Genomic DNA, 25,208 nt, shown 5'->3' on the forward strand with positions numbered 1-25,208 from the left:
AAATGAGTCTGCAAAGGTAGAAAATGTTTCAGAATGAAGCAACTATACTTTCCAGATTTAGTGTTTCATGCGCAAGATTCGAACGATTGCCGGCCTTACTCGGCGCGCAGGGATTTGACCGGATCGGCCAGCGCGGCCCGCCACGAGCGGTATCCTACGGTTAGCGTCGCAATGACGAAGGTGATCAGCATCGCCAGCAGAAAAATACCGGGACCCAGCTCGATCCGGTACACAAAGTCGTTCAGCCAGTTGCTCATGACCCACCACGCCAGCGGAGCCGCCAGCCCGAAAGCCACCAGTAACAAACCGAAAAACTCTTTGCCAAATAACCACAGAATCCCGGCAACACTGGCGCCCAGCACCTTCCGGACACCGATTTCCCGGGTTTTCTGCGCGACCATAAACGAAACCAGCCCGTAGAGCCCCAGGCAGCCGATGAAAATGGCAATCCCGGCAAAGGCCTGAATCAGCCGCAGAATCATCGTGTCCAGCTTGTAATACCGGGCAATTTCCTCGTCCAGAAACTGGTACGTGAAAATGGAAGAAGGGTACATCGCCGACCAGTTTTTCTCAAGCCCGGCCAGAGTTGGTCCCAGATGGGCCGCATTGACTTTTACGGCGCAATTCAGGTAATTTTCGCTGCGTGTGGTAATGCAGAGCGGCTCAATGGCCGTATGAAACGACCGGTAGTGGAAATCTTTCATGACGCCCACGATGGTTCCTTTCCGGCCGTTGATGATCGTCGTTTTGCCAAGAACCTCCTGACTGGAAGTCAGCCGCAGGGCTTTTACGGCGGTTTCGTTCACCAGATATTCCCGAATGGTGTCCGACGGATTCAGGTTACGCCCGGCCACAATCGGAATGTCAAACGTCGACGTGTAGCGCTCGTCACCGGCTTTAATGGAGATAGGGAATTTTTCGGCTTCCGGGCGGGAATCGAACCAGATGCCGGTGCTGCCCACGTTTTCCGAAGCCGGTGCCGTATCAAAATAGGTAACGTTTTCGACGCCCGCCAACTCGGAGAATTGGGCGCCCAGCGTGTGGATTTTGGCCTTTTTATTGTCGGGAACCGGCAGCACAACGATGGCGTCTTTCCGGAAGCCCATGTTGGTTTGCTGGGAAAACCGCAGCTGGTTGGCAATGACCAGTGTGCCGATAATGAGCAGTTGTGAAATCGCGAACTGCGTAACCACCAGGCCCTTTCGCATCGAAAAACCGCCTTCCGGCCGCTGGGATACTTTGCCTTTCAGGGCCAGCACCGGCTGAAAACGGGCCAGGACCACACCGGGATACGAACCGGAGAAGAAAATCACAATCAATAAAATGACGGGTAGAAACGTGAGCAGGTAAACGTCCTGAAACGGATTGAGGGCCAGCTCAATTTCAAAAAGCCTGTTGACCGCGGGCAAAGCCAGGTAGGCCAGCAGAAAGGCCGTGCAGGTAGCCAGCCCGGCAATGAAGGCGGTTTCAGTCATGAACTGCCAGAAAAGCGTTCCCCGCTCGCTTCCCAGCACCTTCCGAACGCCAATTTCCTTGGAGCGGCCCAGCGCCTGCGCCGTCGCCAGATTGACAAAATTGACGCAGGTGGTGATGATCAGAAACAGGCCGATCAGGGCAAACGCCCAGAGGTTCTTTTTCTCGGTGTACCCTTTCAGTTTGGGGTTGAAATGCACGTCGGAAAGCGGCTGAAGTTTGAACCGGAAATACTTCGCCATGTTGGCATCGTAATATTTATCGGAGAGGGCCGACAGCGCCTGTGCATCGACCGCAGCCGGCACGACGCCCGGTTTCAGCCGGATGAAGCACTGCATCTTATCATCGACGCTGAACCACCAGTCTTTTTCCACCATCCAGGGACTGTGGTCTTTCAGGTTGCTGAAGGGAAGGTAAATTTCCGGACGAAAATCGGTGGTCGACGGAATGTCGCGGAGAACGCCCGTAACCCGAACCACCAGCGAATCATCGACGTGGAGAATCTGGCCGATGGGGTCGTCGGTTCCAAAGTATTTTTTAGCGATCCGGTCCGTCACCAAAACCGTATTGCGTTCCTGCAGGGCGGTTTTCGGATTGCCCTGTTGCAGCGGAAAATTGAAAATGTCCAGAAAAGCCGGGTCGGCAAAGGCAATCGCTTCCTGAAACCGTTTCTCCGGCGTTACCGAAATCACTCTTTTGGGCAAAAAGGCAATCCGGCCCACCTGGTCGGCAAGCGGATATTCTTTCTGAAACGCTTCGCCCAGCGGATTGGGGACGCCCGGATTATAGCGAACGTTGTCGCCGTGAAATTCGGTGTAAATCCGGTAAATCCGGTCGGCATTGGCGTGGAAGGTGTCAAAACTCAGGTGGTAGTTGATCAGCGTAAAGATCAGAATCGCGCAGCCGATCCCCAGGCTTAGGCTCAGAACGTTGATCAGGGCGTAGGCTTTGTTGCGCCGGAGTTTTCGGAGGGCCACTTTAAAAAAATTGCTAAGCATAGCCAATGGATTGGGGGTAGAGTTATCAGTCGTTTGCGGAAAAGAAGCAACAGCCGCCCGGCGCCAGAGCCGCGGGTGAAGCAGCAAAAGCCCATCCAGCAGGTACAGCAGCCGGGCCCTGGAAGCCCCGTAACGGCCCACGCGCCGGTGAAACAATTCGTCGAGATCGCCCAGGATTTCCTCCTGCAAATGCGGAGCCGTGATCCGTTTCAGCAGCTGTTCGGCCCAGCGGGGCGGCCGGGGAGTTGCGGGTTTATTTTTCATGAAAAGCCCCCGCCAAAGGCGGTTTTTGGAATTCCGTCCCACAGCCCGTTCCGGATTCGCCGGGCTTCCTGCAGGGATTGCTCACCGGCCACCGTAACCGTAAACAGGCGTTTCCGCCGACCACCCCGCTCGGCGCTGGCGTCCCCGAAGCGCGAAGCAACCAGCCCTTTTTCTTCGAGTCGCTGCATCGTGCGGTGAACGGCGCCCAGACTCATGGGCCGCTCCAGGCGCTGGCTGAGCGTTTCGACCACGGCCACGCTGTAAGCGTCGTCATAGAGCAGCGCAATCGTGAGCAGCACCAATTCCTCAAATTCACCCAGTTGCGTTCCTTTCATGCCTTCTTCAAAATCCGGTTTTATTTCTTCCTCTTTTGCATAGCAAATAACACACCAACGAATACAAAAGGCCACTACGCTTTAAAAAGGCGGTTTTTAGGAAAGTAGGCCACGGTTTTTTGTCCGTTTCTGGACATGCGTCTGTACTATAGTGGACAGTAGAGTCAGCGGCTGCAGCGAATCATTGATGCGGTTTTGCATTTCAATTGTTTCACCGTTCCGGTTAGCGGTTACAACCAAACAAGGCGTATATTCGCAGCCATGCGCTACCGTATCTCTTCCCGCCATCCCGCATCCCGGCTGATCGACGTTGAGTTTTTCCTGACCGAAATCACCACCCCGACCGTCGAGCTTCAACTCCCGGCCTGGCGCCCCGGTCGCTACGAATTGCAGAACTTCGCCAAAAACATTCAGCGGTTTGAGATTTTTGATTCGGCCGGAAAACCGCTGGCGTTTCGGAAAATTACCAAAGACCGCTGGCGGGTGCAGACCGAAGGCGTGTCGGAGCTGGTTGCCCGGTATACCTACTACAGCAATACCATCAACGCCGGAACCAGCTTTGCCGATGACCGGCTTCTGTACCTCAATCCGGTTAATTTGTGTTTGTACGCCGACGGCCGTCTGCGGGAACCCTGCACGCTGGAACTGGCGGTTCCGACCGATTGGCCGATTGCCTGCGGGTTGTCAAAAACCGCCCCCGCCCGGCTGAGCGCATCGGATTTTTACGAACTGGTGGATGGGCCGCTGATCGCGTCGCCGGATTTGCAACACGCTGCTTACGAAGTGAATGATACGGTTTTTCACGTCTGGATTCACGGCAACATCAAACCGGACTGGGAGCGGATCCGGCGCGATTTTTACCGGTTTTCGGCCGCGCAGCTCCGGCTTTTCGGCGAATTTCCGGAGAAAGAGTACCATTTTCTGACTCTGATTCTGAACACGGCGGTTTACCACGGCGTCGAACACCGCAATTCGACGGTGCTGGTGCTGGGGCCAAACGACGAGGGCGAAGGGCTGTACACGGATTTACTGGGCGTTTCGTCGCACGAATTGTTTCACGCCTGGAACATCATCCGGATTCGTCCGGCGGAATTGTTACCCTATGATTTTACCCGGGAAAATTACTTTACCACCTGTTTTGTGGCCGAGGGCGTCACCACGTATTACGGCGATCTGATGCTTCGGCGGTCGGCGGTTTTCGACGATGCCGCCTATTTTAAAGAGCTACAGGTGCTGCTGAAACGGCATTTTGAAGCCAGCGGACGGTCGTTTCAATCGCTGGCCGAATCGTCCTGGGATTTGTGGCTCGACGGCTACGACAAGGGAGTGCCGGACCGCAAGGTGTCGGTCTACCACAAGGGCGCTACCGTGGCGCTGATGTTGGATTTGTACCTTCGCCGGAAATGGAACCACGCCCGTTCGCTCGACGACGTGATGCGCCTGATGTGGGAACGATTCGGAAAACCGTTCGTGGGGTACACGCTCGAGGATTACCGCGCCGTTACGGAAGAAGTAGCCGGTGAACCGCTCGACTGGTATTACAACCGCTGCATTTTGGGCAATGAACCGCTCGAAACCCTGCTGAACGAACACCTGGCCTTTGTCGGGCTGCAACTGGAATCCGACGCCACCGATCCGGGCAGTGCGCCCGCCGTCTTTCTGGCTTCGGTTGACGATGCGGAGGGCCTGAAAAACCGGATCCGCTGGTTGGGTGAAAATCCTGACAGCGCCGAAACCGTCTGACGCTGTCAGGAGGATAAAAACTTAGTTTTTCTTCGTTGCGCGCATTTCGGGCAGGGTTTGCCCGGTATCACCCTGGGCCGCCTGCGGAGCGTCCAGCGTGTTGGTGGTGGTGTCGCCCTGGATACCCATAATGGTCGTATCGTTCGACATGGCCGAGGAGTCGGTGGTGCTTTCGGTGCTGTCCGTTTTGGAGCCGCAGCTTAAACACAAGGTGGTCAGCAGGATACCCAATCCGGCGGTCAGGCTCCGGCTGCCCATTTTCAGGTTGTTTTTCATGAGTGTAAACGTTGAGTGAATAGAACAATTGCTTAACCGGCTGCCTGAGGAGTTGTTCAGGAAACCGACGAACCGGGGCGTTCGCTAACAATCTTGCAAACGAGCCGTTATCTTCAAAACCGCCTTGTTTCCATTTGTATTTTTCCGTATCTTAGCTTGTTATGAATTTCAAGCTCACGTCAGAATTTAGACCCACCGGCGACCAGCCCAAAGCCATTGAAAAACTGGTCAACGGGATTAAGGAAGGGGAACCGTCGCAAGTGTTGCTGGGGGTTACCGGATCGGGCAAAACGTATACCGTTGCCAACGTCATCGCCCAGCTAAACCGCCCGACGCTCGTGTTGAGCCACAACAAAACGCTGGCGGCTCAGCTCTACGGCGAGTTCAAGCAGTTCTTTCCCGAAAACGCCGTTCATTATTTTATTTCGTACTACGATTATTACCAGCCCGAAGCGTTCATCGCGACGACCAATACCTACATTGAAAAGGATTTGGCCATCAACGAAGAGATCGACAAGCTGCGGCTGGCTACGGTTTCGGCCCTGATGAGCGGTCGGCGGGATATTGTCGTGATTGCCTCGGTTTCCTGTATTTACGGCGCCGGGAATCCCACCGAATACCAGAAAAGCATCGTGCGGCTGGGCGTGGGCGAGATCATCAGCCGCAACCAGTTTTTGTTTAAACTCGTCGAGATTCTCTACAGCCGGACCGAAGTGGAGTTTACGCGGGGCACGTTCCGGGTCAAGGGCGATACCGTCGATATTTTCCCCGGCTATGCCGATTTTGCGTACCGGATCATCTTCTTCGGCGATGAAATCGAGGCCATTCAGCGCATCGATCCGGCTTCGGGCAAAAAGCTGGCCGACGACCGGATGATCGCCATCTTCCCGGCGAATCTATTCGTAACGGGTCGCGACACGCTGAACATGGCGATCGGCGAAATTCAGAATGACCTGGTTTCGCAGATCCGGTATTTCCAGTCCGAATACCGGAATCTGGAAGCCGAGCGGATCAAGGAACGGACGGAGTTTGACATTGAAATGATGCGCGAACTGGGCTACTGCTCCGGCATTGAAAACTATTCGCGCTACTTCGACCGCCGGACGCCGGGCCAGCGACCGTTCTGTCTGCTCGATTATTTTCCCGACGATTTTCTGACGGTGGTGGACGAAAGCCACGTCACGATGCCGCAAATCCGGGCCATGTGGGGCGGTGACCGTTCCCGCAAGGAAGCCCTGGTGGATTACGGTTTTCGCCTGCCGTCGGCGCTGGACAACCGCCCGCTCACGTTTCAGGAATTCGAGGAACTGACCGGCGAAACCATTTATGTCAGCGCCACGCCCGCGGATTACGAACTGCGCCGGAGCGAAGGGGTCGTGGTCGAACAGCTGATTCGCCCGACGGGTTTGCTCGATCCCGAAATCCAGGTGCGCCCCAGCCTCAACCAGATCGACGATTTGCTGGAGGAAATCGACAGCCGGATCAAAAAAGGTGAACGGGTGCTGGTCACGACGCTGACCAAGCGGATGGCCGAAGAACTGAGCAAATACCTCGAACGGGTGGGCATCAAAGGACGCTACATTCACTCGGAAGTAAAGGCGCTGGATCGGGTCGAGATTCTGCGGGAGCTGCGGCTGGGCGTTTTCGATGTGCTGGTCGGCGTCAACCTGCTGCGCGAAGGGCTCGATTTGCCGGAAGTGTCGCTGGTGGCCATCATGGACGCCGACAAGGAAGGTTTCCTGCGCGACATTCGCTCGCTGATTCAGACCATTGGCCGGGCCGCCCGGAACGCCAACGGGAAGGTGCTGATGTATGCCGACCGCATCACCGGTTCGATGGAGAAAGCAATCAGCGAAACCAACCGCCGGCGGGAAATTCAGATGGCCTACAACATCGAAAACGGCATTACCCCAACGACGGTTTTAAAATCCCGCGAAGCCATCCTGGAGCAGACCCGCGTGGCCGATTCGCGCCCGGCAGCCAAGCAATACTACGTCGAACCCGAAGAATTCCGGATTGCCGCCGATCCGGTGGTGCAATACATGGGGAAAAACGACCTGGAGCAGGTCATTAAGGAAACCCAGAATAAAATGGAAAAAGCCGCCAAGGAACTGGATTTTCTCGAAGCAGCTCGTTTGCGGGATGAACTCTTTCAGCTGCGCGACCGGTTGAAAACCGCAGCGGTGTAACAGCCGGTTCCGGCCGACAAAAACCGTACGGTTTTTGTCGGCCGTTTTTTTTCATTAAGCCACGGCGGCTTCTTTCATCCGTTCGGCGTTCTCGGCGATCCGGAGCTGGTCGATAAAGTTATCAATATCGCCGTCCATCACGGTGGGCAGGTTGTACACCGTCAGGCCGATGCGGTGATCGGTAACGCGGCTTTGCGGATAATTGTAAGTCCGGATCTTGTCGGAACGGTCACCGCTGCCCACCATCGACTTGCGCTGCGAACTGATCTCGTCGTTGTGTTTCTGCAACTCGATTTCGTACAGACGCGACCGCAAAACCGTCAGGGCTTTCTCGGTATTCTTAATCTGCGAACGTTCATCCTGACACTGCACCACCAGCCCCGACGGAAGGTGCGTCAGCCGAACCGCCGAATACGTGGTGTTGACCGACTGACCACCCGCGCCCGACGAACAGAACGTATCTTTCCGAATGTCGTTCATGTTGATCTGAACGTCTACTTCTTCGGCTTCGGGCAAAACCGCCACGCTGGATGCCGACGTGTGAATCCGTCCCTGCGACTCGGTGGCCGGAACGCGCTGCACCCGGTGAACGCCGGATTCAAACTTGAGTTTGCCGTAGACATCCTCGCCCTCCACCTGAACAATAATTTCCTTGTAACCGCCCGAGGTTCCTTCCGTATAATCCATGAGCGACATCCGCCAGCCCATGCGGTCGCACAGGCGCTGGTACATCCGGAAGAGGTCGCCGGCAAAAATAGAGGCTTCGTCGCCCCCGGTTCCGGCCCGGATTTCCAGAATAACGTTTTTACTGTCGTTGGGATCTTTCGGAATCAGCATTTCTTTCAACACCTCTTCCATAGGCTCCCGTTGCGGTTGCAGTTCGTCGAGTTCGGCTTTGGCCAGTTCGCGCAAATCCTCGTCGCGTTCGGTCGCCAGCAGTTCCTTCGCGCCCTCAATGTCCAGCAACAGTTTTTTGTACTGCTGGTACTGTTTGACGATTTTGTCGAGGTCTTTGTATTCCTTGCTCAGCTTGGTGTATTTCTTCTGATCCGAAACGATTTCGGGCATCATGATTTGCTGAGAAACCTCCTCAAACCGCTCTTTTATAACTTCTAATTGGTCAACCATTGTCTAAAATAGATTCGGGACAAGTGATAAACGACAGGGTCCGGCCGTATTGCAAGACAAATCTACGAAAATTCGGTCAGTCAACGGTTCCGCCGTACATTTGTCAACGAAACAACCGCTTCCGTCGTTATCCGGATAGATGACAAGAATTTATCACACTAAGTTCCTCGCAATGAACCGCATCTTCGCACTGCTCGTCTTTCTTCCGGGTCTGGCTTTTTTCTCTGGCTGCTCGCCCGACCGCAACCAGAACACGAAGGAACTGGCGCAGGAAATGAACGACCGGAAAATCAAGCGGGTCACGGATGCGCAGCTGACCACCACCGTCGATGAATGGGGCAAAGCGCTCGTCAAAACCGCCCGAAAAGCCCTGACCGCGGAACTGACGAAAAAACCGGGTAGTCCGGCGCCCTGCTCGCTCGACGGGATCCCGGTGATTCAGAAACTGGAGAGCCAATACGCCGTTACCATCGACCTGCTGAGCGCCAGGGATACGGCCAATGCGGTTCTGGACGCCAAGGAGCGGGAATTACTGGCGGCTTATCGCTACAACGCCCTCAACAACCTGGAGCAGATCGACAACATCCAGAAAGTCAACGACACGCTCTTTGTCTACAATTCGCCGGTTTCGACCGACGACCCAATCTGCAAAACCTGCACGGACCAGGCCGCCCTGCCGTTTGTGATCTGGCGGGTGGTTTTCAAAAAACGGGAAGTCATCCGGCGAATCAATCCGAAAAAGCTCCAGTGATGCGGGTACGGCCGGAATGGTACGAAAATACGATTAAATAGTACTACCGAAACAACCATTTCGTATTTTTGAACGAAACGATTCCATCCCTTAACAAACGTACAAATTCACGCATGAGCAATCTGAACAACAAGGCAGATCAGTCGGTTAGCCGGCGCGGTTTTGTCAAAGCCTCGTCGCTGGCGCTGGCCGGAGTGACCATTGTGCCCCGGCACGTATTGGGCGGAAAACGGTCCGACGGGTCGAGGTTTATTGCGCCTTCCGATAAACTGAACGTGGCGGGTGTCGGCATCGGCGGCATGGGCAAAAGCAACCTCAACGCCCTGGCGCCCACCGAAAACATCGTGGCCCTCTGCGACATCGATGAAAAATACGCGGCACCGGTTTTTGAAAAATACCCGAACGCCAAGCGCTACAAGGACTACCGCAAGATGCTGGAAGCCCAGAAAGACATCGACGGGGTGGTGGTGGCCACGCCCGATCACCTGCACGGCGTGATTGCGTCGGCGGCCATGAAACTGGGCAAACACGTTTACGTGCAAAAACCGCTGACCGTGACGGTTTGGGAATCCCGCGAACTGGCCCGGCTGGCGAAGGAAAACCCGAAAGTAGTGACCCAGATGGGCAATCAGGGCCACTCGAACGACGACGCCCGACTGATCAACGAGTGGATTGCCGACGGCGCCATCGGCAAGGTGCAGGAAGTCCACGTCTGGACCAACCGCCCCATCTGGCCGCAGGGCATGGACGTACCGAAAGACGCCGAAGATGCTCCCTCGACCCTGGATTGGGAATTGTTTCTGGGACCCGCTCCGCACCGGCCCTACCACTCGGCTTACACGCCCTTCAAATGGCGCGGCTGGGTCGATTACGGCGCCGGGGCCCTGGGCGACATGGGTGCTCACCTGGTCGATCACCCGTACTGGGCGCTGGGTCTGAATCCGCCGATCAGCGTGGAAGCCTCCTCAACGCCGTTTAACAAACAAAGCTATCCGATGGCGTCGATGGTGACGTACGAATTTGAGACGAAAGACAAGAAAAATCCGCTCGTCATGACCTGGTACGACGGCGGGATTCTGCCGCCCAAACCGCTGGAGTTTGGCGACGGTCCCGTGCCGAAGGGTGGCGGGGTCCTGTACATCGGCACGAAAGGCAAGCTGTTCCACGAAACGTACGGTTCCAAACCGCGTCTGCTGCCGCAGGAACGGATGGATTCCTACAAAAAACCGGCCCAGACGATTCCGCGCGTGGGCATGAGCCACGAACGCAACTGGGCCGAAGCCTGCAAAGGCAACGGCAAGGCGGTTTCGCCCTTCGAATACGCCGGTCCGCTGTGCGAAAGTATGCTGCTGGGCATCGTGGCGCTCTACAAACAAGGCACGAAACTGAACTGGGACACGAAAAACATGCAGTTCACCAACGCCCCTGAACTGAATCAGTACCTCAAACGCGAATACCGCCAGGGCTGGGCAATGTAGCTGGGTAAACACGGGAAGTGGAGCAGGCGATTATCGACGGTCTATCGCAACCGCCCTTTGTCGCCTGCCCCGCTTCTTTTCTCTTTCTTCTTCATGAAAAAAATCGTACTGGCCATCCTGTTGGTTTTATCGGGCTTTCAACTTTTCGCGCAGGGGGCCAACATCCTGACGGCGCAGGAAAAGAAAGAAGGCTGGAAATTGCTCTTTAACGGAAAAGACGTTTCGGGCTGGCACACCTACGGCAAAACCGGCGTGGGCTCGGCCTGGATCATCGAAGACGGGGCGCTGAAACTGAACGTGCCCGAACGCGCCGGAAACAAGGCCAAAAATGGGGGAGACCTCGCCACCGATCAATCCTTCAAGGGAGATTTTGAATTCAAGGCCGATTTTAAAGTCGAGCGGTTTACAAACAGCGGTATTTTCTTTTTCGTGACCGAATCGCCGGAAAACAAGCAGATTTACCATACCGGTCTGGAACTTCAGGTGCTCGACAACGCCATCTACGAAGGAGCGCCGGAAAACACCCACCGGGCGGGCGATTTTTTCAGCGTGGCCAACGCCCGCATCCGCGAACCCAAGCCCGTGGGCGACTGGAACCAGATTCATTTCAAGCTGAAAGGCAAGGTGCTGTCCGTTTATATGAATGGTTTTCTGATTCAGGAACACACCACCGACAGCGACGACTGGAAGAAGCGCGTTGCCGCCAGCAACCTGAAAACCGCCCCCATCAGCAAAGGGCAGTACAGCGGACGAATCGGGTTGCAGGACTGGGGGAGCACCGTCTGGTACCGCAACATCAAAATCCGGCCGTTGTAGGCCCCGGCGAACGGATCTTTGGGGAAACGAGCCCGCTTTTGCCGCTCTTTTCTCCTTTATTCTTTGTTATATTTGTTTTGCAAAACCTAAACAAATATGAATCGTCCGTACCTAGGCGAGTTTGAGGAACTGGTGCTGTTAACCGTCGCAATGCTCAACGGACAGGCTTACGGAGTGACGATTCTGGAAGAAATCGAGAAACAAACCGGTCGGACGGTTAGCCTGAGTGCGATTCATGCCACCTTGCAACGACTCGAGGAAAAGGGCTACCTCCACTCGAAGATGGGCGGGGCCACCACCGAGCGCGGGGGGCGCCGGAAGCGGTTTTTTACGGTGACGGTCGGAGGTAGCCGGGCGTTGCAGGAAATTCATACGACGCGCAACCACCTCTGGAACCAGATTCCAAAAACCGGCCTGGCCTGATGCGGCCCGGCCCGTCACCGGAAAACCGGGTGCCGACCAGCCGGGACCTGGCGCCATTCCTGTAATCCTGTTCATTTGTCCGAACCTTGATACGCAATTCTGTGTTGACTGACAAAAATCCCATTTTCATGGACTGTCAGTACCTTCCGCTCACCGCTACCGGCCAGTTTTCGACGCTATTCCTCGATTATATTTCGCAAAAAGAAGCCCTCCACCCCTTTTACAACCGCTTTCCGACGCTCGAAGCGTTTGCCCAACAAGCCCAAAACCGGTCGTTCGACGACGCGAAACGCCAGACCTTGGTGGAAGTTCTGGAACGACAGTACCAGCACATTCCGAACAAACCCGACTTTTCGGTCCTTCTGCAGCCCAATGCGTTTACGGTGACGACGGGCCACCAGCTTAATATTTTTACGGGGCCGCTTTACGTGCTCTATAAGTGGATTACAACGGTCAATCTGGCCAAAAAACTGACCGAAACCTATCCGGAATACCGGTTTGTGCCGATTTACTGGATGGCGAGCGAAGACCACGATTTTGCGGAAATCAATCATTTTACGCTGTTTGGCAGGAATTATACGTGGGAAACGGCCCAACGCGGGGCCGTTGGGCGCATGAATCCGGCGGAGTTGAAAACCGTCTTTGAACAGATGCCGGAAAAGCTGTTTCTGTTTGAAGAAGCTTACCTCAACCACCCGAAGCTGTCCGACGCCGTGCGCTGGTACGTCAACGAACTGCTGGGTCAGGAAGGGCTGATTTGCCTGGACCCCGACGATGCGGACCTGAAACGGCTTTTTGCGCCGGTGATCAAGGACGAACTGCTCCACCAGGCCACCGGTGGCCTGGTGGGCGAAACCAGCCAGCAGCTCGAAACCCTCGGCTACAAAACGCAGATAACCGCCCGCGAGATCAACCTTTTTTACCTGGACGATCAGGTGCGCGAACGAATTGTGCTGAAAACCAAAGCCGACGAAACCCCGCAGTATGAAGTCCTGAATACGGAACTGCGGTTTTCGCAAGCCGAAATCCTGACGCTGGCCGACGAACATCCGGAGCGTTTCAGCCCGAATGTGGTGCTGCGGCCGGTTTATCAGGAGGTGATTCTGCCGAACCTGGCTTACATCGGCGGACCGGCGGAAGTGCCGTACTGGCTGCAACTAAAGGGCGTTTTCGATCATTTCCGGATGCCGTTTCCGATGCTGATGCCCCGCAATTTTGCCTTATACGTCAACCCGGCCAGTGCCAAAAAGATGGAAAAGCTGGGCGTTTTGCCCGAAGAATTGTTCTGGGACGAGGTGAAGCTGCGCCGGTCGTACACCGAGCGGATCAGCGAAAATTCCCTGAGCCTGACCGACCAGATTGCTTGTCTGGAGCAGTGTTTTGCGGAGATTCTGGACAAAGCCGTTCGCGTCGATAAATCACTGGAAGGAGCCGTGCTGGCCGAAAAAGCCCACCTGATGAACAAACTCGACCACCTTGAAAAGCGACTGAAGCGCACCGAAGAAAAGAATTACGAGACGGTTTTGATCCAGCTGATGACGCTCAAAAACAAGCTCTTCCCGAACGGCGGCATTCAGGAGCGCACCGAAAATTACCTTAATTTTCAGATCAACGATCCGCAGTTTATTCAGAAACTACTGGCGGTTTTCGACCCGCTGGAATACCAGATGCAGGTGCTGAAAGATTGAACGCATGACCAAAGCCGAGTTGCGGGTGGCGTTCCGCCAGAAACGCCGGGCGCTGTCGGAAACCGACTGGCAAAACCGCAGTGAGGCCATTGCCGCGCTGTTTTTTGCTGCTTTTTTGCCGCAACCGGCTTCGGCACTGGCCAGCTTTCTGCCCATTGAAAGCCGGAAGGAAGTAAACACCTGGCTCATCATCCGGAAACTCTGGCGGGATTTTCCGCAGGTTCGCGTGGGCGCGCCCGTCACGGATCTGAAAACCGGCACGCTAGCCCATTACGCCCTTACGCCGGGCACTCCATTGACCCTAAGCCCGAACGGCATTCCCGAGCCGCCAGCTTCATCATCCGTCCTTCATCCGTCAGCATTCGATTGTAGTTTAATTCCCCTGCTGGCCTTCGACCAGGCCGGCCACCGCGTGGGCTACGGGGGCGGTTTTTACGACCGGTTTTTGGCGGATTGCCGCCCGGACTGCCTGAAAATTGGGTTGTCGCTGTTCGATCCGATTGCTAAAATCACGGATGTTTACGAGCAGGACGTTGCTCTGAATGCCTGCATCACCCCGGGCCGGGTCTGGCGGTTTTCCTGATGGACGACCTTGGACAGGAACGCAGCCGGGTTGCCGGGAAATTAGTTTTAATCCGCTGCATCCGTCCAAACCGCGTTCCTATTTCGTAGCTTGCCGGAATGAAACCGCCCGCTTTCTGGTGTTGTATGCTGCTGACTATCCAAACTGTATCGGCCCAAAACAGGACGGCGACCCTCGACGCGGTGATGCACCGGAATTTTCCGGCCGATCAGCCGGGCGGGGCGCTGCTGGTGGTGATCGACGGCCAAACCGTGTACCGCAAAGGCGTTGGCCTGGCAAATCTGGAGACGAAAAAACCGGTTTCGGCCGTCACCAACTTTCGGATGGCGTCCGTTTCCAAGCAGTTCACGGCGCTGTGCATTCTGCTGCTGGACAAACAGAAAAAGCTGTCGGTGGACGATCCTCTGCTGAAATTCTTCCCGGATTTTAACCCGCGCGTGGGCCAGAAAATAACCCTGCGCCATTTGCTCACGCACACGTCCGGCCTGCTGGATTACGAATCGCTGCTGCCTGATCAGCGCACGGAACCGGTTTTTGACGCGGAAGTGCTGACGCTGCTGAAACCGCAGGATTCGACCTATTTTGAGCTGGGGAGCCGGTTTCGGTACAGCAATTCGGCCTTCTGCCTGCTGACGCAGGTGGTGGAGCGGGTTTCGGAAAAACCGTACCGGGCCTTCATCACCGGGCAGATTTTCAAGCCGCTGGGCATGACGCGGACGACGCTGTACGAACCCGGCCAGCTGATTCCGAACCGGGCGATGGGATACGCGCGCGGCAACGACCAGACAATCCGGTTTTCGGACCAGAGTATGACGAGCGGCACCCAAGGCGACGGCTGCGTTTATACTTCGCTGACGGATTATCGGAAATGGAATGAAGCGCTGGCGACCAGCCAACTGGTCAATCTGCCGGAATACCTGGAGCGCCTGGCCTTTCCGCTCGCCGGAACACCGGGCGGTTTTTACGGCCTGGGCTGGTTCATAACGCGGCCAGTCGGCCAGCCGGCGGAGTTGTTCCATTCCGGCAGTACGTGCGGTTTCAGCAACTGCGTGGTCTGGGTTCCGGCGAAAAAAACGCTGGTGGTGCTGTTTACGAACCTGGCCGACAATCACCGGCCGTTTGCCGACGTTCTGAATGCATTGAAAGCGGATGTGGAACTATCCGGCGATGTCTGGGCGTTGCACAATCTGACGAATTGACTGGCTCTTTCAAATAGCGCTTTCTTGAAATAAGAAAGGGAATCTGTATATTTACCACCCGATCATTAGCTTACTAACAGCTACCTTACTATGGCATTCACCGAAACCGAACGCAATCCGCTCAGCAGCCTGGAACAATGGGAAGATGATCTGCTGGTCCGCTATCCCGAACCCGAACACAAGGCGAAGGAAGAATACCGCAATTATGACAATCCGGTTCGCGATACGGTTCGCGAATTTTACCGGCTGAATCATACCTACCAGACGTACGATTTCGTGCAGGAAAAGCGGGCGGAATTTCTAAAATTCGATAAAAAGGAAATCCCGGTTTGGGGCGCGATGGAGTTTCTGAACACCCTCGTCGACGACTCTGATCCGGATATTGAACTCGATCAGTTGCAACACCTGCTGCAAACCGCCGAGGCCATCCGCGCCGACGGCCACCCCGACTGGTTTGTGCTGACCGGTTTTCTGCACGATATGGGCAAGGTGCTCTGTCTGTTCGGCGAGCCGCAGTGGGCCGTGGTGGGCGATACGTTCCCGGTGGGTTGCGCCCATTCCGACAAGATCGTGTACCCCGAATATTTTGCCGCCAACCCGGATTCCTACAACCCGGATTTCAATACGAAATACGGCGTTTACAAGCCAAACTGCGGGCTGAAAAACGTCACCATGTCGTGGGGCCACGACGAGTATCTATACCACATCACGAAGGATCACCTGCCCGAACCGGCGCTGTACATGATCCGGTACCACTCGTTCTACGCGCAACACCGCGAGAAGGCGTACGACCACCTGATGGACGCGCACGACCACGAAATGTTCAAGTGGGTGGATAAATTCAATCCGTACGATCTGTATTCGAAAAGCCCCGTAACGCCGGTCGTTTCCGAGCTGAAACCGTATTACGAAGACCTGATCGCGAAATACTTGCCGTCGACGATTCGGTTGTAAAAACTTGAATCCGTTCAGGAAAAGCCGGTGTCACAACACCGGCTTTTTTGTTAGATTTGGGCGAAGACGAACCGACTCCCCGAATGCTCCTGACGTTTATTGCCCTGTATCTCCTTTCCAACCTCGCCATCGGTGCCTGGGCCGCCCGAAAAGTAAGCAGCAGTCAGGATTTTGTGCTGGCCGGTCGGCGGTTGCCGCTGGCGCTGGCGGCTTCGGCCACCTTTGCCACCTGGTTTGGCTCCGAAACCATCATGGGCGCTCCGGCCACGTTTGTCGAGGGCGGGGTGCTGGCCATTATCGAAGAACCCTTTGGCTCGGCGCTCTGTCTGTCTCTGGTGGGCGCTTTCTACTCCCGGCCGTTGTACCGGCTGGGCATCACGACGTTCTCCGATTATTTCAGTTTGCGGTTTGGGCGCCTGGCGGAGTTTATTTCGGCGGTTTTGGTCATTCCGTCGTATTTCAGCTGGATTGCCGCGCAGTTCATCGCCATCGGCATCGTGCTGAATCTGGTGACGGGCCTGCCCGTTTTCTGGTGCATTGCCTCCAGCGCCACCATTGTGATGATCTACACGATGATGGGCGGGATGTGGTCGCTGTCCATCACGGATTTTGTTCACAACATCATCATTGTCATTGCTCTGATTATCATTGCGGTTATTCTGTACAACCAGACGGACGGAATTTCCGGGATCATTGAAAAAACCAAACCCGGTTTTTTCAATCCGCTCCCCGCGCCCACCTTCAAAGACGGCGTGGGCTGGATAGCCGCCTGGATTACCATCGGCCTGGGTTCCATTCCGCAGCAGGACATTTTTCAGCGGGTGATGTCGGCCAAAAGCGAACGAACCACCGTGCAGGCGTCGTACCTGGCGTCGTTTCTCTACATCACCATTGCCATGCTGCCCCTGTTCATCGGCCTGGCCGGGAAGCAGTTGTATCCAAATCTGAGTCAGGACAACCAGATGCTGATTCCGAACATGGTGTTGCAGCAGGGCAGCATGCCCCTCCAGATTCTGTTTTTCGGCGCGTTGCTGTCGGCCATTCTGAGCGTGTCGAGCGGGGCGATTCTGGCCCCCGCTACGGTTTTCGGGGAAAACATCTTCCGGTTTTTCCGGCCCGACATTAGCGACAAAACCCTGCTGCTCAGCATCCGGCTGGCGGTGGTGCTCATCACGGTTAGTTGCGTCTGGATGACGGCGGTCCGCGATGTCAATATTTTTGAACTGGTCGGTGAGTCGTCAGCTTTCAGTCTGGTGTCGCTGTTTGTGCCCTTAACGGCCGGTTTGTACTGGAAACGGGCCAGCACGCTCGGCTGCATTCTGTCGATGCTGATCGGGTTTGGCGTCTGGCTGGTCTGTCTGGCCATCGAAACCGCCTATCCGGCCCTGGTTTACGGGTTACTGGCGAGTCTGGCAGGCATGGTTGTTGGGTCGCTCGTCGCCCCTCAGAAAAAAAACTGATCGATCTTCCCGATATACCCCGGCTGGTTCTGGGTGGCCAGCAGGTCCTGAATGTGCCGCCCGACATTGGGGTATAGATTCAGGCTGTCAAGCTGGTGAACCGGTTTCCAGGCCACCGTCAGCGCGCTGGTTTCCTGCGGATTAAGCCGGGGAATGCCGCCGATGAGCTGACCGGCGAACAAAACGTGCAGCACATCGTCTTTGCCGGTTTCGGGCATCAGCACGTCGCCGGTTAGCAGCAGGGGCCCAACTTCCACCTCAATGCCCAGTTCTTCCTGCAACTCACGCACCACCGTCTGCTCCAGCGTCTCGCCCTGGTCGGGATTGCCACCGGGCAGCCCATACACATCGGCATCGCCGTAGCGGTAATGTAGCAACAACACATGATTTTTTTCGATCAGCAGCAGCGCGGGCCGTACTTTCATAGGTGGAAAGAAATTGATGGAACCTGAACGGTAAAATACGACAAAACCGATACTTTTGATACTATACTTTTAAACCTGACGCATGAAAGCGATTCTGACGTTCCTCAGCATTTTTTGTTTGTTAACCGGCGCGGCCCAGGCCAAAGATGCCATTCTGGTTTTTTCGAAGACCAAAGGATTCCGGCACAAGTCCATCGAACCGGGCAAATTGGGTCTGATCAAACTGGGGCAGGAAAACGGCTTCAGCGTCGACACCACCGAAAATGCGGCTCTTTTTACCGCCGACAACCTGAAAAAATACAAGGCCGTGGTGTTCCTGAGCACCACCGGCGACATCCTGAATCCGGAGCAGCAGGCGGTTTTCGAACAATACATTAAAAAAGGGGGCGGTTTTGTCGGAATCCACGCGGCAGCCGATACCGAGTACGAATGGCCGTGGTACAACCAACTGGTCGGGGCTTACTTCCTGAGCCACCCGAAACAGCAAAACGCCGAAATCGAAATTGTGGACAAGAAACACATTTCGACCAAAATGCTCCCCGATCGCTGGAAACGCTACGATGAATGGTACAACTACAAAAGCATCGCCGACGGCATCAAGGTGGTGGGCAAGCTGGACGAGAAAACCTACGAAGGCGGCAAAAACGGCGATAATCACCCGTTCATCTGGTACCGGGCGTTCGACGGGGGCCGGTCGTTCTACACCGGTGGCGGCCACACCGACGAGTCCTACAGCGACCCGCAGTTTATGGCGCACGTCCTGGGGGGCATTAAGTACGCGATGGGGAAAAAGAAGTAAAAGGGTTTTGTCGCGGAGTTAAGCAGAGAATAGCAGCGTTACGCAGAGGAAATAAATTACTTTGTTTAACGCTGATATTCTCCACTTAACTCCGCGATACAACCCTTTTCAAAACTCAACTTATCTTGATCTTCCGCCCGGTTTCGGCGGCCTGGTAGGTGGCCGTGATGATTTTCATGTCCTGCATTCCTTCTTCGCCCGTGATGTGTTTCGGGAGTTGTTTGCCGTCGATCAGGTCTTTGCAAATGCCGTCCATGTGCATCGCCTGGTGATTGACCACCGGTTTTTCAATCGGACCTTTGCTGGTCATGCCTTTCAGCGGGCCGTAGCCAAACGCCGGACGCAACTCAAACCAGCCGTTCTCCGCCGATGCGTACAGCCGCTCCACGCCCGCAGCGTAGCTGGTGGTTGACATGGACGTGATGCCGCCCGGAAATTCGAACTGCCAGTACATCGTTTCTTCGATGTCTTTGAACTTCTGCGGATCGGTTTTGGGCGCAAATTGGGCCGTCACCGAAATGGGTTCCAGTCCCGTCACGAGCCGGACGCCCTGAATGGCGTAAATCCCGACGTCCATCATCGGGCCACCGCCCGCCATCGCTTTTTTGAGCCGCCACTGGTTCGGGTCACCGGCTTTAAAACCGTCGCTGGCTTCCAGAAACTTCAGATTTCCGAATACCTTTTCGCGGCCCAGTCGCATCATTTCCTGCGTAAAAGGTTCGTAGTGAAGCCGGTAGCCCACGGCCAACTGCCGGTTTGCTTTCTTGCAGGCATCAATCATCTCCTGACATTCTTTCACCGTAATGGCCATCGGTTTTTCGGTAATAACGTGCTTCCCGGCCTTGGCGGCCCGGATCACGAATTCCGCGTGCATCGAGTTGGGCAGAACAACGTAGACAATGTCAATGTCTTTGTTGTCGATGATGCGGTCAAACGTTTTGTAGTCATACACATTCGCCTTCGGAATGTTGTACTTGGCCGTCCATTCCTCGGCTTTGGCGGGCGTTCCGGTAACAATTCCGGCCAGCCTCACGTGCTGCGTCTGTTGCAGAGCCGGGGCCAGCTGGTTTTTGGCGTAGCCCCCCAGGCCAACCAGCGCCATGCCCAGTTTCCGGCCCTGTTGCAGCGGTTCACCCCGGTGCGAAACCAGCGTATTGATCCGGGCAAACTGGTCCTGCTGGTTCAGCGTGGCGGCATAACTCGCCAACGGCAGCGAGAGCGCCGACGCTCCGATTCCTTTTGAAAGTTTTTGTAGAAAATCACGTCGATTGGAATTCATCATAGTCAGGGTAAAGAGATAAACAACTAGAGATAAAAGAACGACAAGGCAGAAAAAAGGTGCAATTGCTTCGGCTGCGGGTTTCCGAAGCGATTGCACAAATCTAATGAAGTATAGCGATTTTGAAAGATCGTTCCGTAAAATTAACCGGCCGCTTATTCCGCGCGGATCGTGATGTGAATGTCGGTATTTCGGCCTTTGTCGTCGGCGCAGGAAATTTTGAGCGCGCCCGGTTTTGGCGGGAAGAAAACCCCCTCCGTTGGCGCGGCTTTCCGGTAGAGCTGATCGTTCAGATACCAGTAGACCTGCTTCACCTCGTTATCGGCCTGGCAACTCAGTTGCAACTGCTGCGGCTGATTGGCATTGATGAAATACTCGCTGCCGTCGTTTGGGCTCACAATCTGCGGACCCTGCTGGGCAAAAACCCGCGTGCAGGCCGGATTGTGGGGTGGTATTTTGGCGTACGGAATCCGGCGGCTCTCGTAAAACGCAATCAGTTCCGGGGCCAGATTCGGGAAAAACCGGCGAACCGCGCCACCGGGGCCGTCGGTTTCGGGCAGGCAATGGGCGCAGTACGAAACCGTACCGGGCGCGTTGGTCCAGACGGTTTTCTGGTGCTGGCAACGGCGGTAGGGCGAAACGCCCATGATGGCGTAATCGACAATTTTGTGCGCGCAGAATTCGCCCGGCACATCGCCCGTTTCGGCACAGACCTGGCGCATCGCCAAACTTTTCGGCATCCGAAACCAGCCGCTGCCGGAATTGTAGTCGATCGCGTTGAAAATGCTGAACAGCAGGGGCGTGGCAATGTTGGCTCCGCTTAGCTCGGGGACGCCCTCGCCCGAAAAATTACCGACCCATACGCCCACCGTGTAGCGTTTGTTGTAGCCAATGCTCCAGGCATCCCGCCGACCGTAGGAGGTGCCGGTTTTCCAGGCAATGCGCGGTAGGTGGTAGCTGTTGTCGAAGTTATTGGGCAAATCCGGCCGGGTAATTTGCGTGAGCGTATTGGTGACGAGAAAAGCCGCATCGGCCGAGATCAACCGGCTTTTTTTGGTTGAATTGGTGTCGGAACCAACAAAGTTGAGATTACCCATTTGGCCACTATTGGCAAAAACCGCAAAGAGCCGCGTCAACTCCTCCAGCGTTACGCCACAACCGCCCAGAATCACCGACAATCCCAGGATATTCGCTTGTTTTTTGATGGTTCCAAAACCGGCTTTTTTCAGCAGTTCGACAAAAGCTGGCGTGCTGACCTGCTGCAACGCCTTCACCGCCGGAACGTTCAGCGAGTTCGCCAGCGCCGATTCCACCGTGATTGGGCCGTAAAACTGCCGGTCGTAATTTTCGGGTTCGTAGCCCGAAAAACTGGTCGGTACGTCGTTCAGGACGGTTTTTGGCGTCATCAGGCCTTTGTCGAACGCCAGCGCGTAGAGCAGGGGCTTCAGGGTGCTGCCCGGCGAGCGCACCGCCCGGACACCGTCGACCTGCCCGCCGTCGTAGCGGTTTTCGAAATCGGCCGAACCGACATAGGCTTCCACTGCCATCGTCTGGTTATTGATCACCAGAACGGCCGCGTTGTGAATGTTCATCGACCGGATCCGCCCGACGTAATTCGCCACCAGTTGCTCCGCCTGCGCCTGCCGGCCAGGCCGCAGAAGCGTGTGAATGATCGGTTGATCGGGGTATTGTTTTTTGAGTCGCAGGGCCAGATGGGGGGCGGTTTTGGGCAACGCCCGGCGCCGGGCGTTCAGCGGTTCGGTCAGCGCGTCGGCAATGGCTTCGGCGGTAAACAGATTGGTGGTTTGGAAGCGGTTCAGCCAGCGGTTTCGTTCCTGGACAATGAACGGGTTGTTGACGCCCAGCCGCAGACTCGACGGGCGGTTGGGAATGATGGTCAGCGTCGTGATTTCGGCCAGACTCAGCAGCTGGGGCGGTTTTCCGAAGTACAGCATCGACGCCGATTTGATGCCTTCGATGTTACTGCCGTACGGAACTAGGTTCAGATACAACTGCAGAATTTCGTCTTTGGAATAAAATACCTCCAGTTGCAGGGCCCGGAACAGTTCGACAAGTTTGCTGGCGTAGGTGCGTTCGCGGGGCTCCAGAAGCCGGACAACCTGCATGGTGATCGTCGACGCGCCGGAGGTTCGGCGGCCGGTGGTCAGGTTGCGAAAAACCGCCCGCGCCATTGCCGCCGGGTTAAAACCGGGGTGGAAGTAGAAATATTTATCTTCCTTGTGGACGATTGTTTTCCGCAAAACCGGCGTGATTTCGTCCAGCTCCGTAGCCAGCCGCCACTTGTCGTCGTCACTCAGGAAGGCGTGGAGAATGGTGCCGTCGCCGGCCGTAATGACGGTCGAATACCGGGGCCGGACTTTCAGGGGAAACAGCAGACTCAATACCAAAAACAGCCCGGCCAGTGCCACCAGGGCTTTAAGCCAGCGCCGTTTCCAAAGTTGTTTGGTGATGTGACGTAATTTTTCCAATATGCAATCCCTTAAACCGGCACCGTGAAAAGTCGGTTTATGAACAATGAGCTATTCCTCAATCAATTTAGGTAGTAAGAAGCAATCCGTGCGGCTTTCTACTTTACTTTTTTATCTCTTTTTCCATGAAAATCCAGTTTCTGGGCGCGGCCCGCACCGTAACGGGCAGTAAACACCTGATTACGACCCCGCGCGGTACCCGTATTCTGCTCGACTGCGGTTTGTTTCAGGGCATCAATACCGACGATCTGAATCAGGATTTCCGGTTTGATGCTTCCGAAGTCGATTACCTGATCCTGTCTCACGCTCACATCGATCATTCCGGTTTGATTCCACGGTTGGTTCGGCAGGGTTTCAACGGACCGATTTACTGCACGCCCGCAACGGCCGACCTGTGCCGCATCATGCTGCTGGACAGCGCGCACATTCAGGAAAAAGATCTGGAGCGGGTCAACAAACGCCGGGAACGGCAGGGCAGGCCGCTGCTCGACATTCTGTACGAATCCGTAGATGTGGAACGGGCGCTGGAACGGATGCAACCCGTCGATTACGGCGAAACGTTCTGGCTCAACCGCGACGAGGTGAGTGTGTTGTTTACCGATACCGCCCATTTGCTGGGGAGTGCCGCCGTGAGCCTGACCGTCCGGGAAACCGGTCTGCAAGGCGAAACCGTGGAGAAGCGCGTGTTTTTCAGTGGCGACATTGGCCGCCCGCACGACAAGATCCTTAAAATGCCGGAGCCTTTTCCGCAAGCCGATTATATTCTTTGTGAGTCGACCTACGGTGATAAACTCCACGAACCGGAACCGGACATGCGGGCGCACCTGCTCCGGATTGTGCACGAGACCTGCGTGGTGCGCGGGGGCAAACTCATCATCCCGGCTTTTGCCGTCGACCGGACGCAGGAACTGGTGTACGCGCTCGATCAGCTGGCTAACAGCGGTGACTTGCCGCGCCTGAACGTGTACATCGACAGTCCGATGGCCGTTAAAGCGACCCACCTGATGAAAGAGCACGAAGAGTGTTTCAACCCGGAGATCCGGGCGTATATTGAAAAAGACGGTGATGCCTTTGCCTTCCCGAACCTGCATTATGTTTCGGATGTCGAAGATTCTAAAGCCATCAACACCCGCGACGAACCGTGCATCATCATTTCCTCCTCGGGCATGGCCGAAGCGGGGCGCATCAAACACCACATTAAAAACAACGTGGAGGATTCGCGCTGCACCATACTGATTGTGGGGTATTGCGGGCCGGAAACCTTGGGGGGTGCCTTAAAGCGGGGCGATTCGCAGGTGAAAATCTTTGGCGAAACGTACCCGGTGAAAGCCGATGTGGAAGTGATGGATTCGTTCAGCGCCCACGGCGATTACCGCGAAATGCTCGATTTTCTGTCCTGCCAGAATCCGGCGCTGGTGAAGCGGGTCTTTCTGGTGCACGGCGAATACGACCGGCAGGCGGTTTTCCGGCAAAAGCTGCAAAGTGCCGGTTTTCAGAATGTATCCATCCCGTCGTTGTATGAGTCGGTAGACGTGTAGTTGGTCTGCCGGATTCGTCTCAATGGTGGAAAAAAGAATAAAAACGGCGAAAATCGTAAAAATTATGGCGGTGTGACTTGCATAAAAAATCAAAACCCTGCATCTTTGCAATCCCGTCATGGGAACCCGATGCCGAAGTGGTGAAACTGGTAGACACGCACGTTTCAGGGGCGTGTGAACGTGAGTTCATGCGAGTTCGAGTCTCGCCTTCGGCACAGCATTAGATCCGTAGTTAACTGTTATTCAGTTGATTACGGATTTTTTGTTTTGACTGGAGGACGGTCTAGGGGACGGAATTATTAATTTGATACTGCTAATTTGAAAATATGTTATGAAGCAAACTGAGGATTTCGAAATAGATAGATGGATGACCCGATACTACATATACATGTTAGTAGATAGAAATGGTGAAATAGGTGATCCTAATGATCCAGACATTAGAGAAGATGCCTCTTTAATAAGGCATATGAGAAGGATGATTCAGATAGTAGAAAAATATAACGGTTTAATAGTAGAAAAATATAACATAAAACTAAATGCTGTTGATTGTTGGCAGTATGCTAGAAAAACCAACAGAATAAATTTAATTTATGCGCATGAGGATGAGATTGTGGAATATATGAAAATGTATGCATGCTATATACGAGATAATTTTGAAAAGAATAATGAAAGTATGGAGGATAAATTAGGATCGAGTATGATTGATTCTAATAGTAAAATCAAATCAAATCAGAGTTTTTCGTTTGATGAAATTGTAACAGATGAAAAATATAAAGAAGTAATTGCCCAGGCCTTAAAAAGTATGCATATAATTAATAGTTCAGGTCAGTATATATTGACAAATAAACAAAAAGGAAGACTGAAAGCTTCCCTTAATTAGTAGCACTCAAAACCAGAGATTTCCAATCAATGGACTCATC

General features: G+C 54.8%; 21 protein-coding genes and 1 tRNA gene. 15 read left to right on the forward strand and 7 right to left on the reverse strand.

Annotated elements, in window-relative coordinates; all coding sequences use genetic code 11:
* Positions 1–95: 95 nt before the first annotated feature.
* Together ACYVHX_RS10680 and ACYVHX_RS10685 are read right to left on the reverse strand one after the other, a co-directional pair.
* The gene (locus ACYVHX_RS10680) at positions 96–2,735 is read right to left on the reverse strand and encodes an ABC transporter permease (RefSeq protein ID WP_460671614.1); all 2,640 of its coding nucleotides are present in this window, start codon (positions 2,733–2,735) and stop codon (positions 96–98) included.
* Entirely contained in the window at positions 2,732–3,070 is a 339-nt protein-coding gene (locus tag ACYVHX_RS10685) for a PadR family transcriptional regulator (protein ID WP_460671615.1), read from the reverse strand. Before ACYVHX_RS10685 ends, ACYVHX_RS10680 begins: the two co-directional genes overlap by 4 nt.
* A gap of 261 nt (positions 3,071–3,331) precedes the next feature.
* On the opposite strand from ACYVHX_RS10685, the gene ACYVHX_RS10690 reads away from it, so the two are divergent.
* Positions 3,332–4,813, forward strand: a complete 1,482-nt coding sequence (locus ACYVHX_RS10690) for a M61 family metallopeptidase (RefSeq protein ID WP_460671616.1) — start codon at positions 3,332–3,334, stop codon at positions 4,811–4,813.
* 21 nt (positions 4,814–4,834) lie between these two features.
* On the opposite strand, the gene ACYVHX_RS10695 is transcribed toward ACYVHX_RS10690, so the two are convergent.
* Positions 4,835–5,089, reverse strand: coding sequence for a hypothetical protein (locus tag ACYVHX_RS10695; RefSeq protein WP_460671617.1), 255 nt, complete (start codon positions 5,087–5,089; stop codon positions 4,835–4,837).
* A gap of 161 nt (positions 5,090–5,250) precedes the next feature.
* Here ACYVHX_RS10695 and uvrB point away from each other — a divergent pair, with 161 nt between their 5' ends.
* Complete coding sequence (gene uvrB, locus ACYVHX_RS10700) at positions 5,251–7,278, forward strand: excinuclease ABC subunit UvrB (protein ID WP_460671618.1); 2,028 nt, start codon at positions 5,251–5,253, stop codon at positions 7,276–7,278.
* A gap of 54 nt (positions 7,279–7,332) precedes the next feature.
* Here uvrB and prfA read toward each other — a convergent pair whose 3' ends face one another.
* Entirely contained in the window at positions 7,333–8,406 is a 1,074-nt protein-coding gene (prfA, locus tag ACYVHX_RS10705) for a peptide chain release factor 1 (protein ID WP_460671619.1), read from the reverse strand.
* A 172-nt stretch (positions 8,407–8,578) separates the two neighbouring features.
* On the opposite strand from prfA, the gene ACYVHX_RS10710 reads away from it, so the two are divergent.
* From ACYVHX_RS10710 to ACYVHX_RS10750, 9 genes are all read left to right on the forward strand, one after another.
* A complete protein-coding gene (locus tag ACYVHX_RS10710) occupies positions 8,579–9,157 on the forward strand; it encodes a hypothetical protein (protein ID WP_460671620.1) in 579 nt (192 codons plus the stop codon).
* A gap of 113 nt (positions 9,158–9,270) precedes the next feature.
* Positions 9,271–10,635, forward strand: coding sequence for a Gfo/Idh/MocA family protein (locus tag ACYVHX_RS10715; RefSeq protein WP_460671621.1), 1,365 nt, complete (start codon positions 9,271–9,273; stop codon positions 10,633–10,635).
* 93 nt (positions 10,636–10,728) lie between these two features.
* Entirely contained in the window at positions 10,729–11,451 is a 723-nt protein-coding gene (locus ACYVHX_RS10720; protein ID WP_460671622.1) for a 3-keto-disaccharide hydrolase, read from the forward strand.
* A 96-nt stretch (positions 11,452–11,547) separates the two neighbouring features.
* A complete protein-coding gene (locus tag ACYVHX_RS10725; protein WP_460671623.1) occupies positions 11,548–11,874 on the forward strand; it encodes a PadR family transcriptional regulator in 327 nt (108 codons plus the stop codon).
* Between the two features lie 128 nt (positions 11,875–12,002).
* Positions 12,003–13,562 carry a bacillithiol biosynthesis cysteine-adding enzyme BshC gene (gene bshC, locus ACYVHX_RS10730; RefSeq protein WP_460671624.1) on the forward strand — a complete coding sequence of 520 codons (1,560 nt, stop codon included), beginning with the start codon at positions 12,003–12,005 and terminating at the stop codon, positions 13,560–13,562.
* A gap of 4 nt (positions 13,563–13,566) precedes the next feature.
* Positions 13,567–14,145: a 5-formyltetrahydrofolate cyclo-ligase gene (locus ACYVHX_RS10735; protein WP_460671625.1), complete on the forward strand. Its 579-nt coding sequence runs from the start codon at positions 13,567–13,569 to the stop codon at positions 14,143–14,145.
* A gap of 125 nt (positions 14,146–14,270) precedes the next feature.
* On the forward strand, positions 14,271–15,344 hold the full coding sequence (locus ACYVHX_RS10740) for a serine hydrolase domain-containing protein (RefSeq protein ID WP_460671626.1): 1,074 nt from the start codon (positions 14,271–14,273) through the stop codon (positions 15,342–15,344).
* A gap of 90 nt (positions 15,345–15,434) precedes the next feature.
* Complete coding sequence (locus ACYVHX_RS10745; RefSeq protein WP_460671627.1) at positions 15,435–16,298, forward strand: inositol oxygenase family protein; 864 nt, start codon at positions 15,435–15,437, stop codon at positions 16,296–16,298.
* Between the two features lie 83 nt (positions 16,299–16,381).
* Positions 16,382–17,758 (forward strand): high affinity choline transporter 1, encoded by a 1,377-nt coding sequence (locus ACYVHX_RS10750; protein ID WP_460671628.1) that lies wholly within the window; start codon positions 16,382–16,384, stop codon positions 17,756–17,758.
* On the opposite strand, the gene ACYVHX_RS10755 is transcribed toward ACYVHX_RS10750, so the two are convergent.
* Positions 17,743–18,183, reverse strand: coding sequence for an NUDIX hydrolase (locus ACYVHX_RS10755; RefSeq protein WP_460671629.1), 441 nt, complete (start codon positions 18,181–18,183; stop codon positions 17,743–17,745). The genes ACYVHX_RS10750 and ACYVHX_RS10755 overlap by 16 nt on opposite strands.
* Positions 18,184–18,265: 82 nt before the next feature.
* Here ACYVHX_RS10755 and ACYVHX_RS10760 point away from each other — a divergent pair, with 82 nt between their 5' ends.
* Complete coding sequence (locus ACYVHX_RS10760) at positions 18,266–18,982, forward strand: ThuA domain-containing protein (protein ID WP_460671630.1); 717 nt, start codon at positions 18,266–18,268, stop codon at positions 18,980–18,982.
* A 115-nt stretch (positions 18,983–19,097) separates the two neighbouring features.
* Here the strand turns inward: ACYVHX_RS10760 and ACYVHX_RS10765 are convergent, their stop codons facing one another.
* Together ACYVHX_RS10765 and pbpC are read right to left on the reverse strand one after the other, a co-directional pair.
* Complete coding sequence (locus ACYVHX_RS10765) at positions 19,098–20,264, reverse strand: Gfo/Idh/MocA family protein (RefSeq protein ID WP_460671631.1); 1,167 nt, start codon at positions 20,262–20,264, stop codon at positions 19,098–19,100.
* Between the two features lie 152 nt (positions 20,265–20,416).
* On the reverse strand, positions 20,417–22,750 hold the full coding sequence (pbpC, locus tag ACYVHX_RS10770) for a penicillin-binding protein 1C (protein ID WP_460671632.1): 2,334 nt from the start codon (positions 22,748–22,750) through the stop codon (positions 20,417–20,419).
* Between the two features lie 125 nt (positions 22,751–22,875).
* Between pbpC and ACYVHX_RS10775 the strand changes: the two genes are divergently transcribed.
* The 3 genes from ACYVHX_RS10775 to ACYVHX_RS10785 all read left to right on the forward strand — a co-directional run bounded on the left by ACYVHX_RS10775 (position 22,876) and on the right by ACYVHX_RS10785 (position 25,168).
* Positions 22,876–24,288: an MBL fold metallo-hydrolase RNA specificity domain-containing protein gene (locus ACYVHX_RS10775; protein ID WP_460671633.1), complete on the forward strand. Its 1,413-nt coding sequence runs from the start codon at positions 22,876–22,878 to the stop codon at positions 24,286–24,288.
* Between the two features lie 131 nt (positions 24,289–24,419).
* Positions 24,420–24,503 (forward strand) — tRNA-OTHER (locus ACYVHX_RS10780).
* A gap of 116 nt (positions 24,504–24,619) precedes the next feature.
* Positions 24,620–25,168 (forward strand): hypothetical protein, encoded by a 549-nt coding sequence (locus ACYVHX_RS10785; protein WP_460671634.1) that lies wholly within the window; start codon positions 24,620–24,622, stop codon positions 25,166–25,168.
* Positions 25,169–25,208: the final 40 nt, after the last annotated feature.

The organism is Larkinella ripae (assembly GCF_054780775.1).